This is a genomic window from Nonomuraea sp. NPDC049419, from assembly GCF_040676995.1.
GTDB lineage: Bacteria > Actinomycetota > Actinomycetes > Streptosporangiales > Streptosporangiaceae > Nonomuraea > Nonomuraea salmonea.
The window spans coordinates 234,465-250,997 of record NZ_JBFAQB010000007.1; the positions used below are offsets into that span (position 1 = coordinate 234,465).

Genomic DNA, 16,533 nt, shown 5'->3' on the forward strand with positions numbered 1-16,533 from the left:
ATTGCTGGCTGTAGCGAGAGTGCGACGATCGGCGATCACCCGCGGTGTTCATCGGCCACCCCTGGGCTTCGCGGCGCTGCCTGCCCCGCCGTTCAGGGGAGTGGCCGCCCTGACCGTTTCTGTCGGTGGGGCCGCCTACAGTGGCATCATGCGACCGGTCACTGATTTGCAGCGGAAGGTGGCGCCCTTCGAGGTCGTCACCGAGATGACTCCATCGGGCGACCAGCCGACGGCCATCGCCGAGCTGGAGCGCCGCGTCAAGGCCGGGGAGAAGGACAGCGTGCTGCTGGGCGCCACCGGCACCGGCAAGACCGCCACCATCGCGTGGCTGATCGAGCGGCTGCAGCGGCCCGCCCTGGTCATGCAGCCCAACAAGACGCTCGCCGCGCAGTTCGCCAACGAGCTGCGCGAGATGCTGCCCAACAACGCTGTCGAATACTTCGTCTCCTACTACGACTACTACCAGCCTGAGGCGTACGTCCCGCAGAGCGACACCTATATCGAGAAGGACTCGTCGATCAACGACGAGGTCGAGCGGCTGCGCCACTCGGCCACCAACTCGCTGCTCACCCGCCGCGACACCATCGTGGTCGCGTCGGTGTCGTGCATCTACGGCCTGGGCACGCCGCAGGAATACGTCGACCGCATGGCCCGCCTGCGCGTCGGCATGGACATCGACCGCGACCAGCTCCTGCGCCGCCTGGTCGACATGCAGTACACCCGCAACGACCTGGCCTTCACCCGCGGCACGTTCCGGGTGCGCGGCGACACCATCGAGATCATCCCGAAGTACGAAGAGCTGGCCGTGCGCATCGAGATGTTCGGCGACGAGATCGAGAAGCTCTCGACCATGCATCCGCTCACCGGCGAGGTCATCACCGAGGACGAAGAGCTCTACATCTTCCCCGCCTCCCACTACGTCGCGGGCGAGCAGCGCATGGCGGCGGCCGTGGCCGGCATCGAGGCCGAGCTGGCCGAGCGGCTGTCCGAGCTCGAGCGGCAGGGCAAGCTGCTGGAGGCGCAGCGGCTGCGGATGCGCACGACGTACGACATCGAGATGATGCGGCAGATCGGCACCTGCTCCGGCATCGAGAACTACTCGCGCCACATGGACGGCCGCGAGCCGGGCAGCGCGCCCAACACGCTGCTCGACTACTTTCCCGAAGACTTCCTGCTGGTCCTCGACGAGTCCCACCAGACCGTCCCGCAGATCGGCGCCATGTACGAAGGCGACGCCTCCCGCAAGCGCACGCTGGTCGAGCACGGGTTCCGGCTGCCGTCGGCGCTCGACAACCGGCCGCTGAAGTGGGAGGAGTTCCTGGAGCGCATCGGCCAGACCGTCTACCTGTCGGCCACGCCCGGCCCCTACGAGCTGGGGCGGGTCAAGGGCGAGGTGGTCGAGCAGGTCATCCGCCCGACCGGCCTGGTCGACCCCGAGATCGTGGTCAAGCCCACCAAGGGCCAGATCGACGACCTCGTTCACGAGATCCGCGAGCGGGCCGAGCGCGACGAGCGCGTGCTGGTCACCACGCTGACCAAGAAGATGGCGGAAGACCTCACCGACTACCTTCTCGAGCTCGGCATCCGGGTCCGCTACCTGCACAGCGAGGTCGACACGCTGCGCCGCATCGAGCTGCTGCGCGAGCTGCGCGTCGGCGAGTTCGACGTGCTGGTCGGCATCAACCTGCTGCGCGAGGGCCTCGACCTGCCCGAGGTGTCGCTGGTGGCCATCCTCGACGCCGACAAGGAGGGCTTCCTGCGCTCGGAGACGTCGCTGATCCAGACCATCGGCCGGGCCGCCCGTAACGTGTCGGGCCAGGTCCACATGTACGCCGACAAGGTCACCCCCTCCATGGAGCGGGCCATCGACGAGACCAACCGGCGCCGCGCCAAGCAGATCGCCTACAACGAGGCCAACGGCATCGACCCGCAGCCGCTGCGTAAAAAGATCGCCGACATCCTCGACTCGCTGCAGCGCGAAGACGCCGACACCCAGCAGCTCATGGGCGGCGGCCGCCAGCAGTCCAGAGGCAAGGCCCCGGTCCCCGGCTTCGCCGCCCGCCAGGCCGGCCAGCACGCCAAGGCGATCGCCGGCGAGATGCCACGCGCCCAGATGGAATCCCTGATCGAGTCGCTGACCGAGCAGATGCACCAGGCCGCCGCCGACCTCCAGTTCGAGGTGGCCGCCCGCCTCCGCGACGAGATCAAGGAGCTGAAGCGCGAACTCCGCGACATGCGCGAAGCAGGCGTCCAGTAGGAAAACCAGGCGTGAGGCGGCCCAGCACGGGCGGCCTCACGCGTGGCGCACCACGTGAAGCGACCCCGCCGGGATGCGGCGGCCCGCAAGCAGTCGACTTGCGTCTCACGGGGACCCGCATGTCGATTTGCGCTCACGCGGACCCGCGTTGCGATCCGCGGCTCAAACAGGCCCGCGTGAGGTGAGGAGCGGCTGTGGGGTGGCGTGTGACCTGGGGGAATGCTTTACCTTCTGGGGGGCAGCGTCCAGGGTATGAACAAGTCGATCATCGGTGCCGTGGTCGGTGCCACGGTGCTCGCGGGAGGCTGCGGCGCCGTGACGAGCGAGGCGGAGCGACTGACTGTACGTTCCTCACCGACCCTCGGCACGCCCACCGCCGTTCCCACCGACAGCCCGGCTGACAGCCCGACCGGCACACCCACCGGCACGGAGACCGGTGAGGGGACCGGCAGTCCCGCGCCGGACGACGCCCAGGCCGGCCTGGAAGGTCTCAAGCGGGCCGGGCAGGCGGCGATCGCGGCAGTGCCCGGCTCCAAGGTCATCTCCATGGAGAGCGAGGAGAACGGCCGCCGCTGGGAGGTCCAGGTCGTCGGCGAGGACGGCACCGAGCACCAGCTCGACGTCGAGGGCGGCAAGGTCGTCAACGGCCCCACCACCGAGGAGGACGACGCCGACGACAAGGCCAAGCACCGCGAGCGGTTGGGCGCGGCCAAGCTCGACTACGCCCAGGCCGCCGACAAGATCGTCGCCGCGGTCCCCGAGGGGCGCATCACCGAACTGAACCTGGACGACGAGCAGGACAAGACCGTCTGGGAGTCCGACGTGATCACACCCAACGGCACCAAGCAGGAAGTCGCCATCGACGCCGCAACCGGCGAGGTCACCCGCAAGAGCGGCTCCACCTCCTGACCACGGCCCCCGAACCAACCCCCAACCCCTCACCCCGCAAGTCACCACCCAGCCGCCTCATCACTCACCGCAGGACCGCAGCCCGAGGACCAACCCCGCTGCCGCTGGTTTCTCGCGTGGCGGGTCGCCTCTAGGTCGACTTCGCCACCGGTGTGCTCCTGTGTGGCGGATCCCGTGTGCGGCGGGTGCCCTGTGTGGCGGGTCGTCTGGGATCAACCCCTTCGCCCGCTGGGTCCGTTCGTCACGGAGGCTGCTCTGGCGTAGGGACGGCGGGACTGGAGACGGGCGGGGTGGGCGGGCCGGTGAGCGGGTCCTGCTGAGAGCGCACATGCGCGCCGAGGGGCGGTGGGGTTGCGGTCAGGGCCTGGTGGGGGAGTCCAAAGTGGCGAGGGTGGTGTGGAGCCAGGTCAGTTCGGCTTGGGTGGTGGCGTGGGCGATGGTGAGGAGGCCCTGGCGGAAGGGGTCGGCGAACTCTTCGGCGGCCATCGGGCGGGGGCCGTCGTAGAAGAAGCTCGTCGGTTGTTCCAGGAAGGCCAGACGTCGCCTGAGAACGTTCGCCTGGTCCTTTGGGTTGGTCAGGTGGCGGAGGAAGGCCAAGAGCGTGAACCAGCGGTTCTCGTCGCTGATGTCGAGGTCGGCCGGGTCGCGGAGGCGGCGTTCGAGCTCTTCCTGGCCTTCCTGGGTCAGATAGAGCATGCGGCGGGGGGCTGCGGCGGCGCCTGGCTCGTCCTTTCTGAGCAGCCAGCCGACCGTGGCCAGGCGTTTGATCGCGGGGTAGAGGGTGCCGTCGGCGACCGGGCGTACGTGGCCCATCAGGGCGGCCACCCGCGTACGCAGGTCGTAACCGTGCAACGGCTGATCCCTGAGAAAACCCAGGATGGCCAGCTCCAGCATGCTTCCGATCATACCTCGGCATCGATATATATTGAGACCGATACACGAGGAGAGCCTTCATGCACGATGCCATCGTCCACCCCGGCGGCGCCCGCATCCGCTGGGTCGAGCTGCCGGGCGCGGAGCCGGCCCGCGTCTACGTTCACGGCCTCGGCGCCACCTCGGCCCCCTACTACGCGGAGGTCGCGGCCCACCCGCTGCTGCCGCGCCACCGTTCCCTCCTCATCGACCTGCTCGGGTTCGGCATCAGCGACCGGCCGCAGGACTTCTCGTACACGCTGGAGGCCCACGCCGACGCCCTCGCGGAGGCGTTGCACAAGGCGGGCGTGGAGGGCGCGTCGATGATCGCGCACAGCATGGGCGGGGCCGTCGCCATCGTGCTGGCCGCCCGCCACCCCGGCCTGGTGGCCGACCTGGTCCTGGTGGACGCCAACCTCGACCCCTACCCGGCGACGCCCGTACGCCCGGGCACCAGCGGCATCGCCGCCTACGGCGAGGAGGAGTTCGTGTCCGGCGGCTGGAAGGAGGTGCGTGACCGGGTGGGGCCGCACTGGTGGTCCACGATGCGCCTGGCCGACCTGCGCGCCCTGCACCGTACGGCGGTCAGCCTGGCCCGGGGCAGCACGCCGGCGATGCGGGAGCTGCTGGCCGGGCTCACGATCCCGCGCGCGTTCCTGTTCCCCGAGGGTGATGAGCCGGCCGGGGCCGAGGAGCTGCGGGCGGCCGGGGTGCGGGTGCTGGGCATCCCGGAGTCGGGGCACAACATCATGCTCGACAACCCCGAGGCGTTCGCGCGCACCCTGAAGACGCTCCTCCCCGCGTGAGGGGCGAGATCCAGCGGGACCTCCTCACGTGAGGCGCGAGATCCAGCGGGACCTCTCTGCGTGAGGCGCGGGATCTGGCTTGACCTGTCTGCGTGAGGCGCGGGATCCAGCGGGCCTGCCGCCGCCCCCGCCATGTCAGGGGAGGTCTTTGCGTTCCTGCATCGTGCGGCGGTAGAGGTCGTCGATCTCGTCGAGAGGGTCGGGCGCCTGGCGGCGGGCCTCGATCTCGAGGTCGGTGCGCTGGCCGAGGTCGGCGATGCCGGCCCCGGTGTGGTGCACCTGGTCGCTCAGCAGGTCGGCGCGCAGGCGGGCGCACATGGCGGTCAGCGTGGCCTGGTGCTGGCGCAGCCGGTCGAGGGTGGCGTGGTCGACGTAGGGGGACAGGCGGCGCTGCTGGGCGTACATGCCGAGCTGCTGGTCGTGCACGTCGGCCTGGGCGGTGAGGTCGGCGAGCAGCCGGGGCAGCTCTCCGAGCCCCCAGCCCTGACGCTGGGCCTGCTCGACGGCCTGCCGGGTGAGCGTGACCTCGCGGCGCAGGTCGAGCCGGAGCCGCTCGACCTCGGCGGCGTCGCCGGTGCCCATGGCGTTGACGTGGGTGGTGATGCGGGAGGTTGCCTCCCTGGCCTTGACCGCTGCCTTCTTGCCCAGCTTGACCAGCAGCCAGATGCCCAGCCCGCCCAGAAGCAGGAGGAACGCCAGGACCACAAGGACGACGACTAGGAACTCGCTGATCTCCGCCACCTCCTGCTCGGTGCTGCTGCTTTGAAGGATAGTGCCGATCGGGCGCGCCGCGCGATGAGCGCCCCGAGCAAGCCCTTGATCGGGAGCGGGCGCTGTGCTGACATGGCGGCAGGGATCACCCTCACGAAGGGCGGGGCAGGCGTGCTGGACGGCAAGGTCGTCATCATCACCGGCGGGGCGAGGGGCATGGGAGCGGCGACCGCCCGGAGGTGCGCGGCGGCAGGCGCCCGCCTCGTGCTCACCGACGTGCTCGCCGAGGAGGGCGCGGCCACCGCCAAGGAGCTGGAGGCCAGGTTCATCGCCCACGACGTGACCAGCGAGGACGCCTGGGCGGCCGTGGTGAAGGAGACCGTGGACGCCTACGGGCGGCTCGACGGCCTGGTCAACAACGCCGGCATCGCCACCGCCCAGCTCATCGAACAGCAGTCACTGGCGGATTTCGAGCGGGTCATCCAGGTCAACCTGACCGGCACCTTCCTCGGGCTCAAGGCGGTGCTGGGCGCCATGCGGGCGTCGGGCGGCGGCGCGATCGTCAACCTGTCGTCGGTCGCGGGGCTGTTCGCGCTGCCGGGCACCGGCGGGTACGGGGCGTCGAAGTGGGGCGTACGCGGGCTCACCAAGATCGCGGCGGTGGAGTTCGCCAAGGACCGCATCCGCGTCAACTCCGTCCATCCCGGGATGATCGTCACCCCCATGACGCTGCCGCTGGGCGCGGTGTCGGGGGAGGGCACGTTCCCGCTGGCCCCGGCCGGGCGGTGGGGCGAGCCCGAGGAGGTCGCGGAGGCGATCGCGTTCCTGCTGTCCGACGCCGCCTCGTACGTCACCGGCGCCGAACTGGCCGTGGACGGCGGCTGGACGGCGGGCGAGGTCGCGCTGGCGCCGAAGAACGGAGGCTAGGTGCCGTACGCGCAGGTCGAACCCGACGTCAGGCTCTTCTACACCGACGACGGCGACGCCATGAGCGCGCCGCCGCTGCTGCTCGTGCACGGCTGGGGCACCGACTCCCACCAGTGGTCCTGGCACATCGACGCCCTCGCGGAACGGCACCGCGTCATCGCGGTGGACCTGCGCGGCCACGGCTACTCGTCGGTCCCCGAGACCGGCAACACGCCGCGCGCGATGGCGGCCGACCTCGACGCCCTGCTCGGCCGGCTCGGCATCGCGCAGGTCGTGGCCGTCGGCCACTCCATGGGCGGCCAGGTGGTCTCGATCCTGGCCGTCGAGCATCCGGAGCGCGTACGGGCGCTCGTCACCCTCGACCCCGGCTACGGCATGAGCGCCGGGATCGCCGCCGGCTTCCCCGGCATGATCGCCGGCCTGCGCGGCGATCGGCCGCACGAGGCCGCCGAGCGCATCGACGAGTGGTGCACCAACGCCGCCACCCCCGCCCTCATCAGGCGCTGGCACAAACGCCGCCTGTACGGCATGCCGCCGCACGTGCTGGCGGAGGCGTTCGAGGCCATGTTCGTCACCGGTGACGCCATCGGGGTGCGCCCGGCCAGCGACGACTATCTGGCGCGCAGGCGGTGCCCGGTGCTGTCGATCTGGGCCGATCAGGGTCGCGCGCAGTGGGAGAGCGGGCTGCTCAAGGACCCGGCGTCGGCGGTGCTGTGCTGGGAGGGCGCGAGCCACCGGCTGCACGAGGAACGTCCCGAGGACTTCGTGACCGCCGTGGAGGGCTGGCTGCGCCGCCTATAAGGCCGCCTGAAAAGCCGCCCGTGAAACCGGCTCTGAAACCGGTTCCGAAACCGGCTCTAGAGACCCGCCTCTAGACGCGTCGAGGCGGGCGGACCTCCCGCCGGCGGGCGCGGGCCCGGAGTACCCGGCGGATCAGCAGCCAGGCGAGCACGGCCAGCACCAGCAGCGCGACGATCACCAGAACGGGCGCGAACACCGCGACCAGGCTCATCCCGATCGATCCGGCGTCCTCGGCGGTGCTCAGCACCGGCGCGCCGAACCCGGCCGTGCCCGCGTTGACCACCGGGCGCACGAGGGACTTGACCGCGTGGACCGCCAGCGCCGCCACGATGCCGATCAGCCACCCCGCCCACGGGTTCTCGGTCATCCACGCGGAGCGCTCGAACTCGGCGGCGGCCGCGGTGGCGGAGAAGACCACGCCGCCGGAGGCCGGGCGGATCACGGTCTGGATGGTGTCGTTGACGCTGTCGATCGCGGGCACCTTGTCCAGCACCAGCTCGGCGGCCAGCAGCACGGCGATGATCGCGAGCACGCCCCAGTTCGACAGCCAGGCGTAGCCGTCGGGCAGGCGTACGGCGTCGGTGACGTTGGCGAGCACGCCCACGACCAGGAGGGGGATGTAGGCGTTGAGGCCGGCGGCCGTGGACAGGCCCAAACCGGTCAGAGCGGCGAGCATCCCCCTAGTCTGCCTCTCAGTCCGGCCTGGCCGCCTCGTCCATGAGGTGGCCGAGCGCGCGATCGGTGAACTCGGTCAGCGCCCGGTCGTACTTCTCCATGCCCCACGACCAGAAGTCGAAGTCGATGGTGTCGTTGGCGCCGTCCTGGATGGAGGCCCACAGCGTCCAGCCGTACTTGGACATCAGGCCGAGCAGCCGGGCGCGGGCGATCTTGTGGCGCAGGCGGCGGCCGTAGTAGGCGGTGACCAACTCCTCCAGGTGGCCGGGCGGCAGGTCGGACTCGCTCCAGACGTTGCCCAGCTCGAAGCAGGCGTCGTTGTTGCCGGAGTACTCGTAGTCGATCAGCCACAGGCGTGTGCCGTCGTCGAGGATGTTGCCGGGCAGCAGGTCGTTGTTGCACGGCACGGTGCCCTCGTCCCTGACCGCCAGGCACGCCCTGATCCGGGCCACGACGGGCATGAAGTCGAGGTAGCGGGGCGGCAGCCGGAAGCCGCGCTCGCGGACGATCGCCAGATAGCGCCGCTGCACGTCGAACATGTCGAAGTCGCGGACGAACCGCGGGCCCGCGTGCAGCCGCCGGCACGCCTCGGCCACGCGGGGCAGGTTGGCCGGGTCGTGCAGGTCGGCCTCGGTGAACGTGCGCGCGGAGACGTACCCCACCACCAGGACGCCCAGGTCGGGCAGGTAGTCGTGCACCGGCGCCCCGACTCCGGCCGCGGCCGCGGCGAGCGAGTTGGCGTGCTCGGCGTCCCTGTCGATGGCCAGCAGCGCGCCGTCGCTGGCCTGCACGCGCACGACGTACGCGCCACGCGGGGTGGTGACCTTGTAGTTGTGGTTGGTGAGCCCGCCGGGCAGCTCCTCCACGGAGCGCGGCACGCCGGACAGCAAGGGGATGCGATCGAGCACCTCTGGCGCGGCCATGCTCGATGCTAGCTCCGCCGCCCTAAACGGTCTAGACCTTTTAGGGTACGCGGGTTAGCCTCGCGACCATGAGCGACTCGGCCCGCATCGTGATCATCGGCGGCGGGGTGGGCGGCGCGTCCGTCGCCTACCACCTCACCCAGCTCGGCGAGCGCGATGTCGTGCTGCTCGAACGCGACGCGCTGACCAGCGGCTCCACCTTCCACTCGGCGGGGCTCGTCGGCCAGCTGCGCGCCGACCCCACGCTGACCAGGATGAACCAGTACTCCGTCGAGCTCTACCGGACGCTCGACGCCGGCTGGACCGAGTGCGGCGGCATCAAGCTGGCCTCCACGCCCGAACGCATGGAGGAGATCCGCCGCCAGATCGGCTGGGCGCGCACGTTCGGGCTGCCGCTGGAGGAGATCTCGGTGGCCGAGGCGGTCGAGCTGTTCCCGCTCATGGACCCTGAGGGCGTGGTCGGAGCCGCGTACCTGCCGACGGACGGGCAGATCGACCCGTCGCAGCTCTGCTACGCCTTGGCCGAGCGCGCCCGCGCGGGCGGCGCGAAGCTGCGCACCGGCACCCGCGTGCTCGGCATCGACGTGACCGGCGGCCGGGTCACCGGCGTGCGCACCGACCAGGGCGACATCGCCTGCGAGATCGTGGTCAACTGCGGCGGCATGTTCGCCGCCGAGATCGGCCGCATGGCCGGGGTGCGCGTCCCGATCGTGCCCATGTCGCACCAGTACGTGGTGACCGATGCCTTCCACGAGCACGCGAACCTGCCCACGCTGCGCGACCCCGACCTGCTCGTCTACTACCGGCAGGAGGTGCGCGGCCTGGTCATGGGCGGCTACGAGCGCCGCTGCGCCCCCTGGACCGCCGGGCCTGACGCGTACGACGCGATCCCCGCCGACTTCAACGGCCGCCTGCTGCCCGAGGACTGGCCCAGGTTCGAGGAGATCTCCGACAACTCGCGCGTCCGCGTGCCCGCGATGGCCGACGTCGGCATCCGCAAGCTGATCAACGGGCCCGAGGCGTTCACCCCCGACAACGAGTTCTGCCTGGGGGAGACCGAGGTCGGCGGGTTCTTCGTGGCGGCCGGGTTCTGCGCGCACGGCATCGCGGGCGCGGGCGGCATCGGCAAGGTCATGGCCGAGTGGATCGTCGAGGGCGAGCCAGGCATGGACCTGTGGCACATGGACGTGCGCCGCTTCGGCCGCCACTACCGCTCGCCGTCGTACACGCTCAAGCGGGCGGTCGAGAACTACGAGACGTACTACGACATCCGCTACCCCGGGCACGAGCGCTCGGCGGGCCGGCCGCTGCGGGTCTCGCCCGCCTACGGCTGGCACGCCGCCCATGGCGCCGCCTTCGGCGAGAAGTCGGGCTGGGAGCGGGTCAACTACTACACCGCGAACGAGCTGCCGGGCGAGGACGAGCGGCCCGCGGGATGGGCAGGGCGGTCCTGGTCGCCGGCGATCGGGGCCGAGCACCGCGCCACGCGTACGGCGGCCGGGCTGTTCGACGAGAGCTCGTTCGCCAAGATCGAGGTGACCGGGCCCGACGCCGCCGAGCTGCTGGAATGGGTGTGCGACAACCGGGTCGCCCGCGACGTCGGCGCCGTCACGTACACGCAGGCGCTCAACCGGCGCGGCGGCATCGAGTGCGACTTCACCGTCACCCGGCGCGGCGAGCGGGAGTTCCTCGTCGTCACCGGCACCGCGTTCGGCGCCCACGACCTCGGCTGGCTGCGCAAGCAGGCGGCCCGCACGAGCGCGGACGTCAGGATCGCCGACGTGACCGGCCAGTACGCCTGCTTCGCGCTGTGGGGGCCACGCGCCCGCGACGTGCTCGCCGGGCTGACGCCCGAGCCCGCCGACCTGCCGTTCATGACGGCGCGCGAGCTCACCGTGGGGGACGTGCCGGTGCTGGCGCTGCGGGTGACGTTCGTGGGGGAGCACGGCTGGGAGCTGTACTGCTCCAGCGAGTACGGGCTCGCGCTCTGGCAGGCGCTCTGGGCGGCGGGACGGCCGCACGGGCTGATGGCCGGCGGCTACCGGGCCATCGACAGCCTGCGCCTGGAGAAGGGCTACCGGGTGTGGGGCGCCGACCTCGGGCCCGAGACGACACCGTACGAGGCGGGACTCGGCTTCTGCGTCAAACCCGACAAGGACTTCCTCGGCAAGGACGCGCTCGACCCCCGGCCCGCGCGCCGGCTGCGCTGCCTGACGCTGGACGACCCGCGCGCCGTCGCCCTCGGCAACGAGCCGGTACGCCTCACCGGCCGCGTCGTCTCCCGCGTCACCTCCGGCGGCTACGGCTACACCGCCCGCGCCTCCATCGCCTACGCCTACCTGCCCGCGGACGAGAGCGCGCCGGGCGCGCCCGTCGAGGTCGAGGTGGAGGGCCGGTGGGTGCCGGGCACCGTGGTCAAGGGGCCGGTGGTGCCGTGACGCCGCTGCGTACGGAGATGCGCACCCGGTCGGGGCGGAACAGGTCGAGCGCGTACTCCACGGGGACGCCGCCCGCCGCGTAGGCGGTGCGCTCGACCAGCATGAGCGGCGCGCCCGCCGCGATGCCCAGCTCCGCCGCGTCGGCCGGCTCGGCGACCACCGGGTCGAGGTGCTCGACCGCCGTGCGAGGGCGCAGGTCGTAGCGGGCGGCGAGCAGGTCGTACAGGGAGCCGGTCAGGTCCTGGTCGAGCAGTCCTGGCAGGGCGGGGAAGTAGGAGCGCTCCAGCGCGACGGGGGAGCGGCCCGCCGAGCGCACCCGCGCCACCTCGTGCACCGGCTCGCCCACCGGGACGCCGAGCGCCACCGCGGCGGCGGCCGGCGCGGGCACGGTGGCGGCCCGCAGGATGCGCGCCTCGGCCCGCAGGTGGGCGCGGCGCATCTGCTCGGTGAACCCGGCCAGCCCCGTCAGGTCGCACTCGATGCGCGGCCCCGGCGGCGGCTCCGCCACGAACGCGCCGCCCGACCTGCCGGGCACGCGCAGCAGCACGCCGTCGCGTTCCAGGGTGGCGAGCGCCTGCCTGAGCGTCATCCTGCTCACGCCGAGCCGCCCGGCCAGCTCCCGCTCGCCGGGCAGCCGGTCACCCGGCGCCAGCTCGCCGCCGGCGATCGAGTCGAGCAGCCAGCGCTCGATCTGCACGTGCGCGGGGACGCCGGTGCCGCGCTCCAGCTCAGGCGGGGTCCCGACCACAGGCGCAGGGTACCTCTTGCCGCTGGCTTGGCAACGCCTTGGGGTGGGCGGAAAGTGCGGGGGAGCCGCGTTCGCCCCTCGCCGTCACTCAGCCGTGCGTCCGCCCCGCCGCGTCATCCCGCCGCGTCGCCCGGCTGCGTCGCCCGGCCGAAGGCCGCTCGGCCGCGTCAGTCCGCCGTGAGGCGGCCCAGGCGTTCGACCGCCTCGCCGAACTCGCTGACCAGGTCGTAGACGACCTCCCTGGCCGGGCGTACCTGGTCGAGCTGGCCGACGACCTGCCCGACGAAGTAGTTGACCAGCTCCACGGCGCCGGGCTCGCCCTTCTCCGCCGCCGCCCCGATCCGCGCCATCGCGCCCTCGGCCAGCAGCAGCTGCAGCGGCATGCCCAGCGGGCCGGGGCTCTCCTGCCCGGAGTCCCACTCCTCGGTCCAGGCCGACTTGAGCTGGCGGGCCGGCTTCCCCGTACGGGAGCGCGACCGTACGGTGTCCAGCGACGAGGCCGCCAGCAGCTTCCGCTTGACCGCCGGAGAGGTCTCGGCCTCCTCGGTCGTCAGCCAGAGCGAGCCGCACCACACGCCCTCCGCGCCGAGCGCCATGGCCGCCGCCATCTGCCGCCCCGACGCGATGCCGCCCGCGGCCAGCACGGGCACCGGCGCGACCGCGTCCACGACCTGCGGCACCAGCACCATCGTGGAGACGTCGCCGGTGTGGCCGCCCGCCTCCGTGCCCTGCGCCACGATGAGGTCGGCACCGGCCTCGACCTGCCTGCGCGCGTGCTCGACGGTGCCCACCAGGGCCGCCACGGGCACGCCCGCCTCCCTGGCCTTCGTCACCATCTCGGGCGGCGGCGGGCCCAGGGCGCTGGCGATCAGCCCGATGCGGTGCTTCAGCGCCACGTCGATCAGCCCGGTCGCGCCGGCCGCGGTGACCCGCCGGCCCATCTCGTCGGCGGTGGCGCTCATCGGCCGGCCAGGGGCGCTGACGCCGTACTTGGTCAGCAGGTGGGTGACGAAGTCGCGATGCCGGTCGGGGACGGCGTCCATGAGGTGCACGCGCCGGTCGTGCGCCGATGAGTCGATCTTGCCGGGGACGAGCACGTCCACCCCGTACGGCCGGCCGCCCACCCGCTCGTCCAGCCACGTCAGCTCGGTGTCGAGCTGCTCGGGCGAGTACGCGACCGCGCCCAGCACCCCGAACCCGCCCGCGTTCGTGACGGCGGCCACCACGTCGCGGCAGTGGCTGAAGGCGAAGAGCGGAAACTCGATCCCTAAACGCTCACTTATCGCGGTGCGCATGAACCGACGCTAACGGTCAGAAGGTTGTTCGGTCCATCCCCTGGAGCTCAGGTCGTCGCGTTGAACGTGACGGGCGCGTGCCAGCCCAGCTCGGGCGTGTAGCCGCGGACCCGCCTGGCCGGCACACCCGCCACCACGCTGTGGTCGGGGAACTCGCCGCGCACCACCGCGCCGCCCGCCACCACGCACTGGCGGCCCAGCGTGGTGCCCGGCAGGATGATCGCGCCCGCGCCCAGCCAGGAGCCCGCGCCGATGGAGACCGGGCTGTTGCGCGGCCACTGCCGGCCGATCGGCACCTCGGGGTCGTCGTAGACGTGGTTCTGGTCGGTGATGTAGACGTATGGGCCGGTGAAGACGTGGTCGCCGATGTCGATGGACTGGTGCGCGACGATGTGGGAGCCCCTGCCGATCGAGCAGCCGCCGCCGATGCGCAGGACGGAGCCGTCGCCGAGGTCGTGCCCCGGCATCATGCCGCACGACAGCGACACCCGCTCGCCCACGAGCGTGTGCTCGCCGATCTCGATCCACTGCTCGCCGAAGATCGCGCCAGGGGGGAAGGCGATGCTGACACCGTCGCCGAGCCGGCCGAATCGGTAGCCCGCGGAAGTGGACGGGGTGATCGCCCCTGCGTGCCGGATCGCCGTGTACGTACGGTGAATCAACGCGCCCAAAGCCCGCCGAACGAGTGACATAGGGACCAAAGTTACCGCTAGGTCAAGCCGTTCGGGCATGTGAGGGGCGTTGTTTGATATCCTGAGAGCCCGTGGACACTTCGACCACACCTCGAGCCACGGGAGCCCCTTTGCGCAGCGCATCGCAAACCAAGCATCTGTTCGTCACCGGCGGTGTCGCCTCCAGTCTCGGCAAGGGGCTCACGGCATCCAGCCTCGGTCGCCTTCTCAAGGGGCGCGGTCTCAGGGTCACCATGCAGAAGCTCGACCCTTACCTCAACGTCGACCCCGGCACCATGAACCCGTTCCAGCACGGCGAGGTGTTCGTCACCGACGACGGTGCCGAGACCGACCTCGACGTCGGCCACTACGAGCGGTTCCTCGACACCAGCCTGCTCGGCTCGGCCAACGTGACCACCGGGCAGGTCTACTCCAACGTCATCGCCAAGGAGCGCCGCGGCGAATACCTGGGCGACACCGTGCAGGTCATCCCGCACATCACCAACGAGATCAAGGACCGCATCCGGGGCATGGCCGGTCCTGACGTGGACGTGGTCATCACCGAGGTGGGCGGCACGGTCGGCGACATCGAGTCGCAGCCGTTCCTGGAGGCCGTCCGCCAGATCAGGCACGAGGTGGGCCGCGACAACGTGTTCTTCCTGCACGTGTCGCTGCTGCCGTACATCGGGCCGTCGGGCGAGCTCAAGACCAAGCCGACCCAGCACAGCGTGGCCGCGCTGCGCAGCATCGGCATCCAGCCCGACGCGATCGTGCTGCGCTCCGACCGGCCGGTGCAGACGGCCATCAAGCGCAAGATCAGCCTGATGTGCGACGTCGACGAGGACGCCGTCGTCTCCGCCGTCGACGCGGCCTCGATCTACGACATCCCGAAGGTGCTCCACGCCGAGGGCCTCGACGCGTACGTCGTGCGGCGGCTCGGCCTGCCCTTCCGCGACGTCGACTGGACGGAGTGGGAGCAGCTCCTGCGCCGGGTGCACCGCCCGGCCAAGGAAGTCACGATCGCCCTCGTCGGGAAATATATCGATTTGCCGGACGCGTACCTCTCGGTCACCGAGGCGCTGCGCGCCGGCGGCTTCGCCAACGACGCCCGCGTCAACATCCGCTGGGTCAAGAGCGACGACTGCGAGACCCCCGAGGGCGCAGAGCGCGAGCTCGACGGCGTCGACGGCGTGCTGATCCCCGGTGGCTTCGGCGTCCGCGGCATCGAGGGCAAGATCGGCGCCATCCGCCACGCCCGCGAGAACAAGATCCCGCTGCTCGGCATCTGCCTCGGCATGCAGGGCATGGTCATCGAGGCCGCCCGCAACATGGCCGGCATCGAGGACGCCAACTCCTCCGAGTTCGACCCCGACACCAAGCACCCGGTCATCTCCACCATGGCCGACCAGGAAGACGTCATCGCCGGCGAGCGCGACATGGGCGGCACCATGCGGCTCGGCAGCTACACCGCCAAGCTCGGCGAGGGCACGCTGGCCAGGCACCTCTACGGCGGCAAGGCCAAGGCCGACGAGCGCCACCGCCACCGCTACGAGGTCAACAACGCCTACCGCGAGCGGCTGGAGCAGGTCGGCCTGGTCTTCTCCGGCCTGTCGCCCGACGGCCGGCTGGTCGAGTACACCGAGCTGCCCCCCGAGATCCACCCGTTCTTCATCGGCACCCAGGCGCACCCCGAGTTCCGCTCCCGGCCCACCAGGGCCAACCCGATGTTCAAGGGCCTCGTCGGAGCCGCGCTCGTCTACGCCGACAGCCGCGTCGGCAGCGCCAAGGTGCACCCGTGAACGGCCACCCCAACGGCTCGTCACCGCAGGGCGCCGCGGGCGGCCGGCTGATCGCGGACACGCCCGAGTCATGGGACGTCGTCGAATCCCGCCACCGCTTCAAGGGCCACATCATCGACGTCGTCACCGACACGGTCAGGATGCCCCGCGACGAGGTGGCCGAGCGCGACTACGTCGTCCATCCAGGAGCCGTCGCCGCGCTCGCCCTCGACGAGCACGACCGCGTCCTGCTCATCAGGCAATACCGCCACCCCACCCGCCACCTGATGTGGGAGCTGCCCGCCGGGATCCGCGACGTGGCGGGCGAACCGCTGGTCGAGACCGCCGCGCGCGAGCTCGCCGAGGAGGCCGGCTACCGCGCCGAGACCTGGTACACCCTGGCCGACCTGCGCTCGTCGCCCGGCATGACCGACGAGCGGGTCAGGGTGTTCCTCGCCCGCGGCCTGACCAGGATCCCCGACGAGGAGAACGACTTCGTCCAGCGGCACGAGGAGATCGGCATGCCGATCGAATGGGTGCCGCTGGCCGACGCGGTGGAGAAGGCCCTCATGGGAATGATCCACAATTCCACGGCCGTGGCCGGTATCCTCGCCGCATATGCGGCATCGGTTGAGGGGTTCGCCCTGTTGCGCCCCGCCGACGCTCCGGAGGCGTGACGGAA

Annotated in this window: 15 protein-coding genes; 8 read left to right on the forward strand and 7 right to left on the reverse strand. The window is 71.4% G+C overall.

The genetic code is table 11. From position 1 onward, the window contains the following. The first annotated feature begins 148 nt into the window (after positions 1–148). Both uvrB and AB0K12_RS22970 read left to right on the forward strand, forming a co-directional pair. Positions 149–2,257, forward strand: coding sequence for an excinuclease ABC subunit UvrB (gene uvrB / locus AB0K12_RS22965; RefSeq protein WP_364564482.1), 2,109 nt, complete (start codon positions 149–151; stop codon positions 2,255–2,257). A 252-nt stretch (positions 2,258–2,509) separates the two neighbouring features. After that, on the forward strand, positions 2,510–3,166 hold the full coding sequence (locus AB0K12_RS22970; protein WP_364564485.1) for a PepSY domain-containing protein: 657 nt from the start codon (positions 2,510–2,512) through the stop codon (positions 3,164–3,166). Between the two features lie 357 nt (positions 3,167–3,523). Here AB0K12_RS22970 and AB0K12_RS22975 read toward each other — a convergent pair whose 3' ends face one another. Then, positions 3,524–4,060 (reverse strand): PadR family transcriptional regulator, encoded by a 537-nt coding sequence (locus AB0K12_RS22975; RefSeq protein WP_364564487.1) that lies wholly within the window; start codon positions 4,058–4,060, stop codon positions 3,524–3,526. A gap of 59 nt (positions 4,061–4,119) precedes the next feature. Here AB0K12_RS22975 and AB0K12_RS22980 point away from each other — a divergent pair, with 59 nt between their 5' ends. Continuing rightward, entirely contained in the window at positions 4,120–4,884 is a 765-nt protein-coding gene (locus AB0K12_RS22980; protein WP_364564490.1) for an alpha/beta hydrolase, read from the forward strand. 135 nt (positions 4,885–5,019) lie between these two features. Here the strand turns inward: AB0K12_RS22980 and AB0K12_RS22985 are convergent, their stop codons facing one another. Continuing rightward, the gene (locus tag AB0K12_RS22985; protein WP_364564493.1) at positions 5,020–5,625 is read right to left on the reverse strand and encodes a hypothetical protein; all 606 of its coding nucleotides are present in this window, start codon (positions 5,623–5,625) and stop codon (positions 5,020–5,022) included. 102 nt (positions 5,626–5,727) lie between these two features. Here AB0K12_RS22985 and AB0K12_RS22990 point away from each other — a divergent pair, with 102 nt between their 5' ends. Continuing rightward, positions 5,728–6,522: a glucose 1-dehydrogenase gene (locus tag AB0K12_RS22990; RefSeq protein WP_364564496.1), complete on the forward strand. Its 795-nt coding sequence runs from the start codon at positions 5,728–5,730 to the stop codon at positions 6,520–6,522. Then, a complete protein-coding gene (locus tag AB0K12_RS22995; RefSeq protein ID WP_364564499.1) occupies positions 6,523–7,323 on the forward strand; it encodes an alpha/beta hydrolase in 801 nt (266 codons plus the stop codon). 70 nt (positions 7,324–7,393) lie between these two features. Here AB0K12_RS22995 and AB0K12_RS23000 read toward each other — a convergent pair whose 3' ends face one another. Both AB0K12_RS23000 and AB0K12_RS23005 read right to left on the reverse strand, forming a co-directional pair. Then, complete coding sequence (locus AB0K12_RS23000; protein ID WP_364564502.1) at positions 7,394–7,999, reverse strand: DUF4126 domain-containing protein; 606 nt, start codon at positions 7,997–7,999, stop codon at positions 7,394–7,396. 16 nt (positions 8,000–8,015) lie between these two features. Further along, entirely contained in the window at positions 8,016–8,921 is a 906-nt protein-coding gene (locus AB0K12_RS23005; protein WP_364564505.1) for a phosphotransferase, read from the reverse strand. Between the two features lie 68 nt (positions 8,922–8,989). On the opposite strand from AB0K12_RS23005, the gene AB0K12_RS23010 reads away from it, so the two are divergent. After that, positions 8,990–11,359, forward strand: a complete 2,370-nt coding sequence (locus AB0K12_RS23010) for an FAD-dependent oxidoreductase (RefSeq protein ID WP_364564508.1) — start codon at positions 8,990–8,992, stop codon at positions 11,357–11,359. Here AB0K12_RS23010 and AB0K12_RS23015 read toward each other — a convergent pair. The 3 genes from AB0K12_RS23015 to AB0K12_RS23025 form a co-directional block, all read right to left on the reverse strand. Continuing rightward, complete coding sequence (locus tag AB0K12_RS23015) at positions 11,337–12,107, reverse strand: GntR family transcriptional regulator (protein ID WP_364564512.1); 771 nt, start codon at positions 12,105–12,107, stop codon at positions 11,337–11,339. The two genes, AB0K12_RS23010 and AB0K12_RS23015, sit on opposite strands and share 23 nt — an antisense overlap. A gap of 167 nt (positions 12,108–12,274) precedes the next feature. Next, positions 12,275–13,402 carry a nitronate monooxygenase family protein gene (locus AB0K12_RS23020; RefSeq protein ID WP_345401624.1) on the reverse strand — a complete coding sequence of 376 codons (1,128 nt, stop codon included), beginning with the start codon at positions 13,400–13,402 and terminating at the stop codon, positions 12,275–12,277. 47 nt (positions 13,403–13,449) lie between these two features. Beyond that, complete coding sequence (locus AB0K12_RS23025; protein ID WP_364564516.1) at positions 13,450–14,094, reverse strand: DapH/DapD/GlmU-related protein; 645 nt, start codon at positions 14,092–14,094, stop codon at positions 13,450–13,452. Positions 14,095–14,204: 110 nt separating this feature from the next. On the opposite strand from AB0K12_RS23025, the gene AB0K12_RS23030 reads away from it, so the two are divergent. Both AB0K12_RS23030 and AB0K12_RS23035 read left to right on the forward strand, forming a co-directional pair. Next, positions 14,205–15,872, forward strand: coding sequence for a CTP synthase (locus AB0K12_RS23030; protein WP_345401630.1), 1,668 nt, complete (start codon positions 14,205–14,207; stop codon positions 15,870–15,872). After that, positions 15,869–16,528 carry an NUDIX hydrolase gene (locus AB0K12_RS23035; RefSeq protein ID WP_355427931.1) on the forward strand — a complete coding sequence of 220 codons (660 nt, stop codon included), beginning with the start codon at positions 15,869–15,871 and terminating at the stop codon, positions 16,526–16,528. The genes AB0K12_RS23030 and AB0K12_RS23035 overlap by 4 nt, the downstream gene beginning before the upstream one ends. Positions 16,529–16,533: the final 5 nt, after the last annotated feature.

Bases quoted from the DNA above. Each gene is read 5' to 3' on its own strand.
- uvrB (WP_364564482.1), top strand. From the start codon at position 149: ATGCGACCGGTCACTGATTTGCAGCGGAAGGTGGCGCCCTTCGAGGTC.
- AB0K12_RS22970 (WP_364564485.1), top strand. From the start codon at position 2,510: ATGAACAAGTCGATCATCGGTGCCGTGGTCGGTGCCACGGTGCTCGCG.
- AB0K12_RS22975 (WP_364564487.1), bottom strand. From the start codon at position 4,060: ATGCTGGAGCTGGCCATCCTGGGTTTTCTCAGGGATCAGCCGTTGCAC.
- AB0K12_RS22980 (WP_364564490.1), top strand. From the start codon at position 4,120: ATGCACGATGCCATCGTCCACCCCGGCGGCGCCCGCATCCGCTGGGTC.
- AB0K12_RS22990 (WP_364564496.1), top strand. From the start codon at position 5,728: ATGGCGGCAGGGATCACCCTCACGAAGGGCGGGGCAGGCGTGCTGGAC.
- AB0K12_RS23000 (WP_364564502.1), bottom strand. From the start codon at position 7,999: ATGCTCGCCGCTCTGACCGGTTTGGGCCTGTCCACGGCCGCCGGCCTC.
- AB0K12_RS23005 (WP_364564505.1), bottom strand. From the start codon at position 8,921: ATGGCCGCGCCAGAGGTGCTCGATCGCATCCCCTTGCTGTCCGGCGTG.
- AB0K12_RS23010 (WP_364564508.1), top strand. From the start codon at position 8,990: ATGAGCGACTCGGCCCGCATCGTGATCATCGGCGGCGGGGTGGGCGGC.
- AB0K12_RS23020 (WP_345401624.1), bottom strand. From the start codon at position 13,402: ATGCGCACCGCGATAAGTGAGCGTTTAGGGATCGAGTTTCCGCTCTTC.
- AB0K12_RS23025 (WP_364564516.1), bottom strand. From the start codon at position 14,094: ATGTCACTCGTTCGGCGGGCTTTGGGCGCGTTGATTCACCGTACGTAC.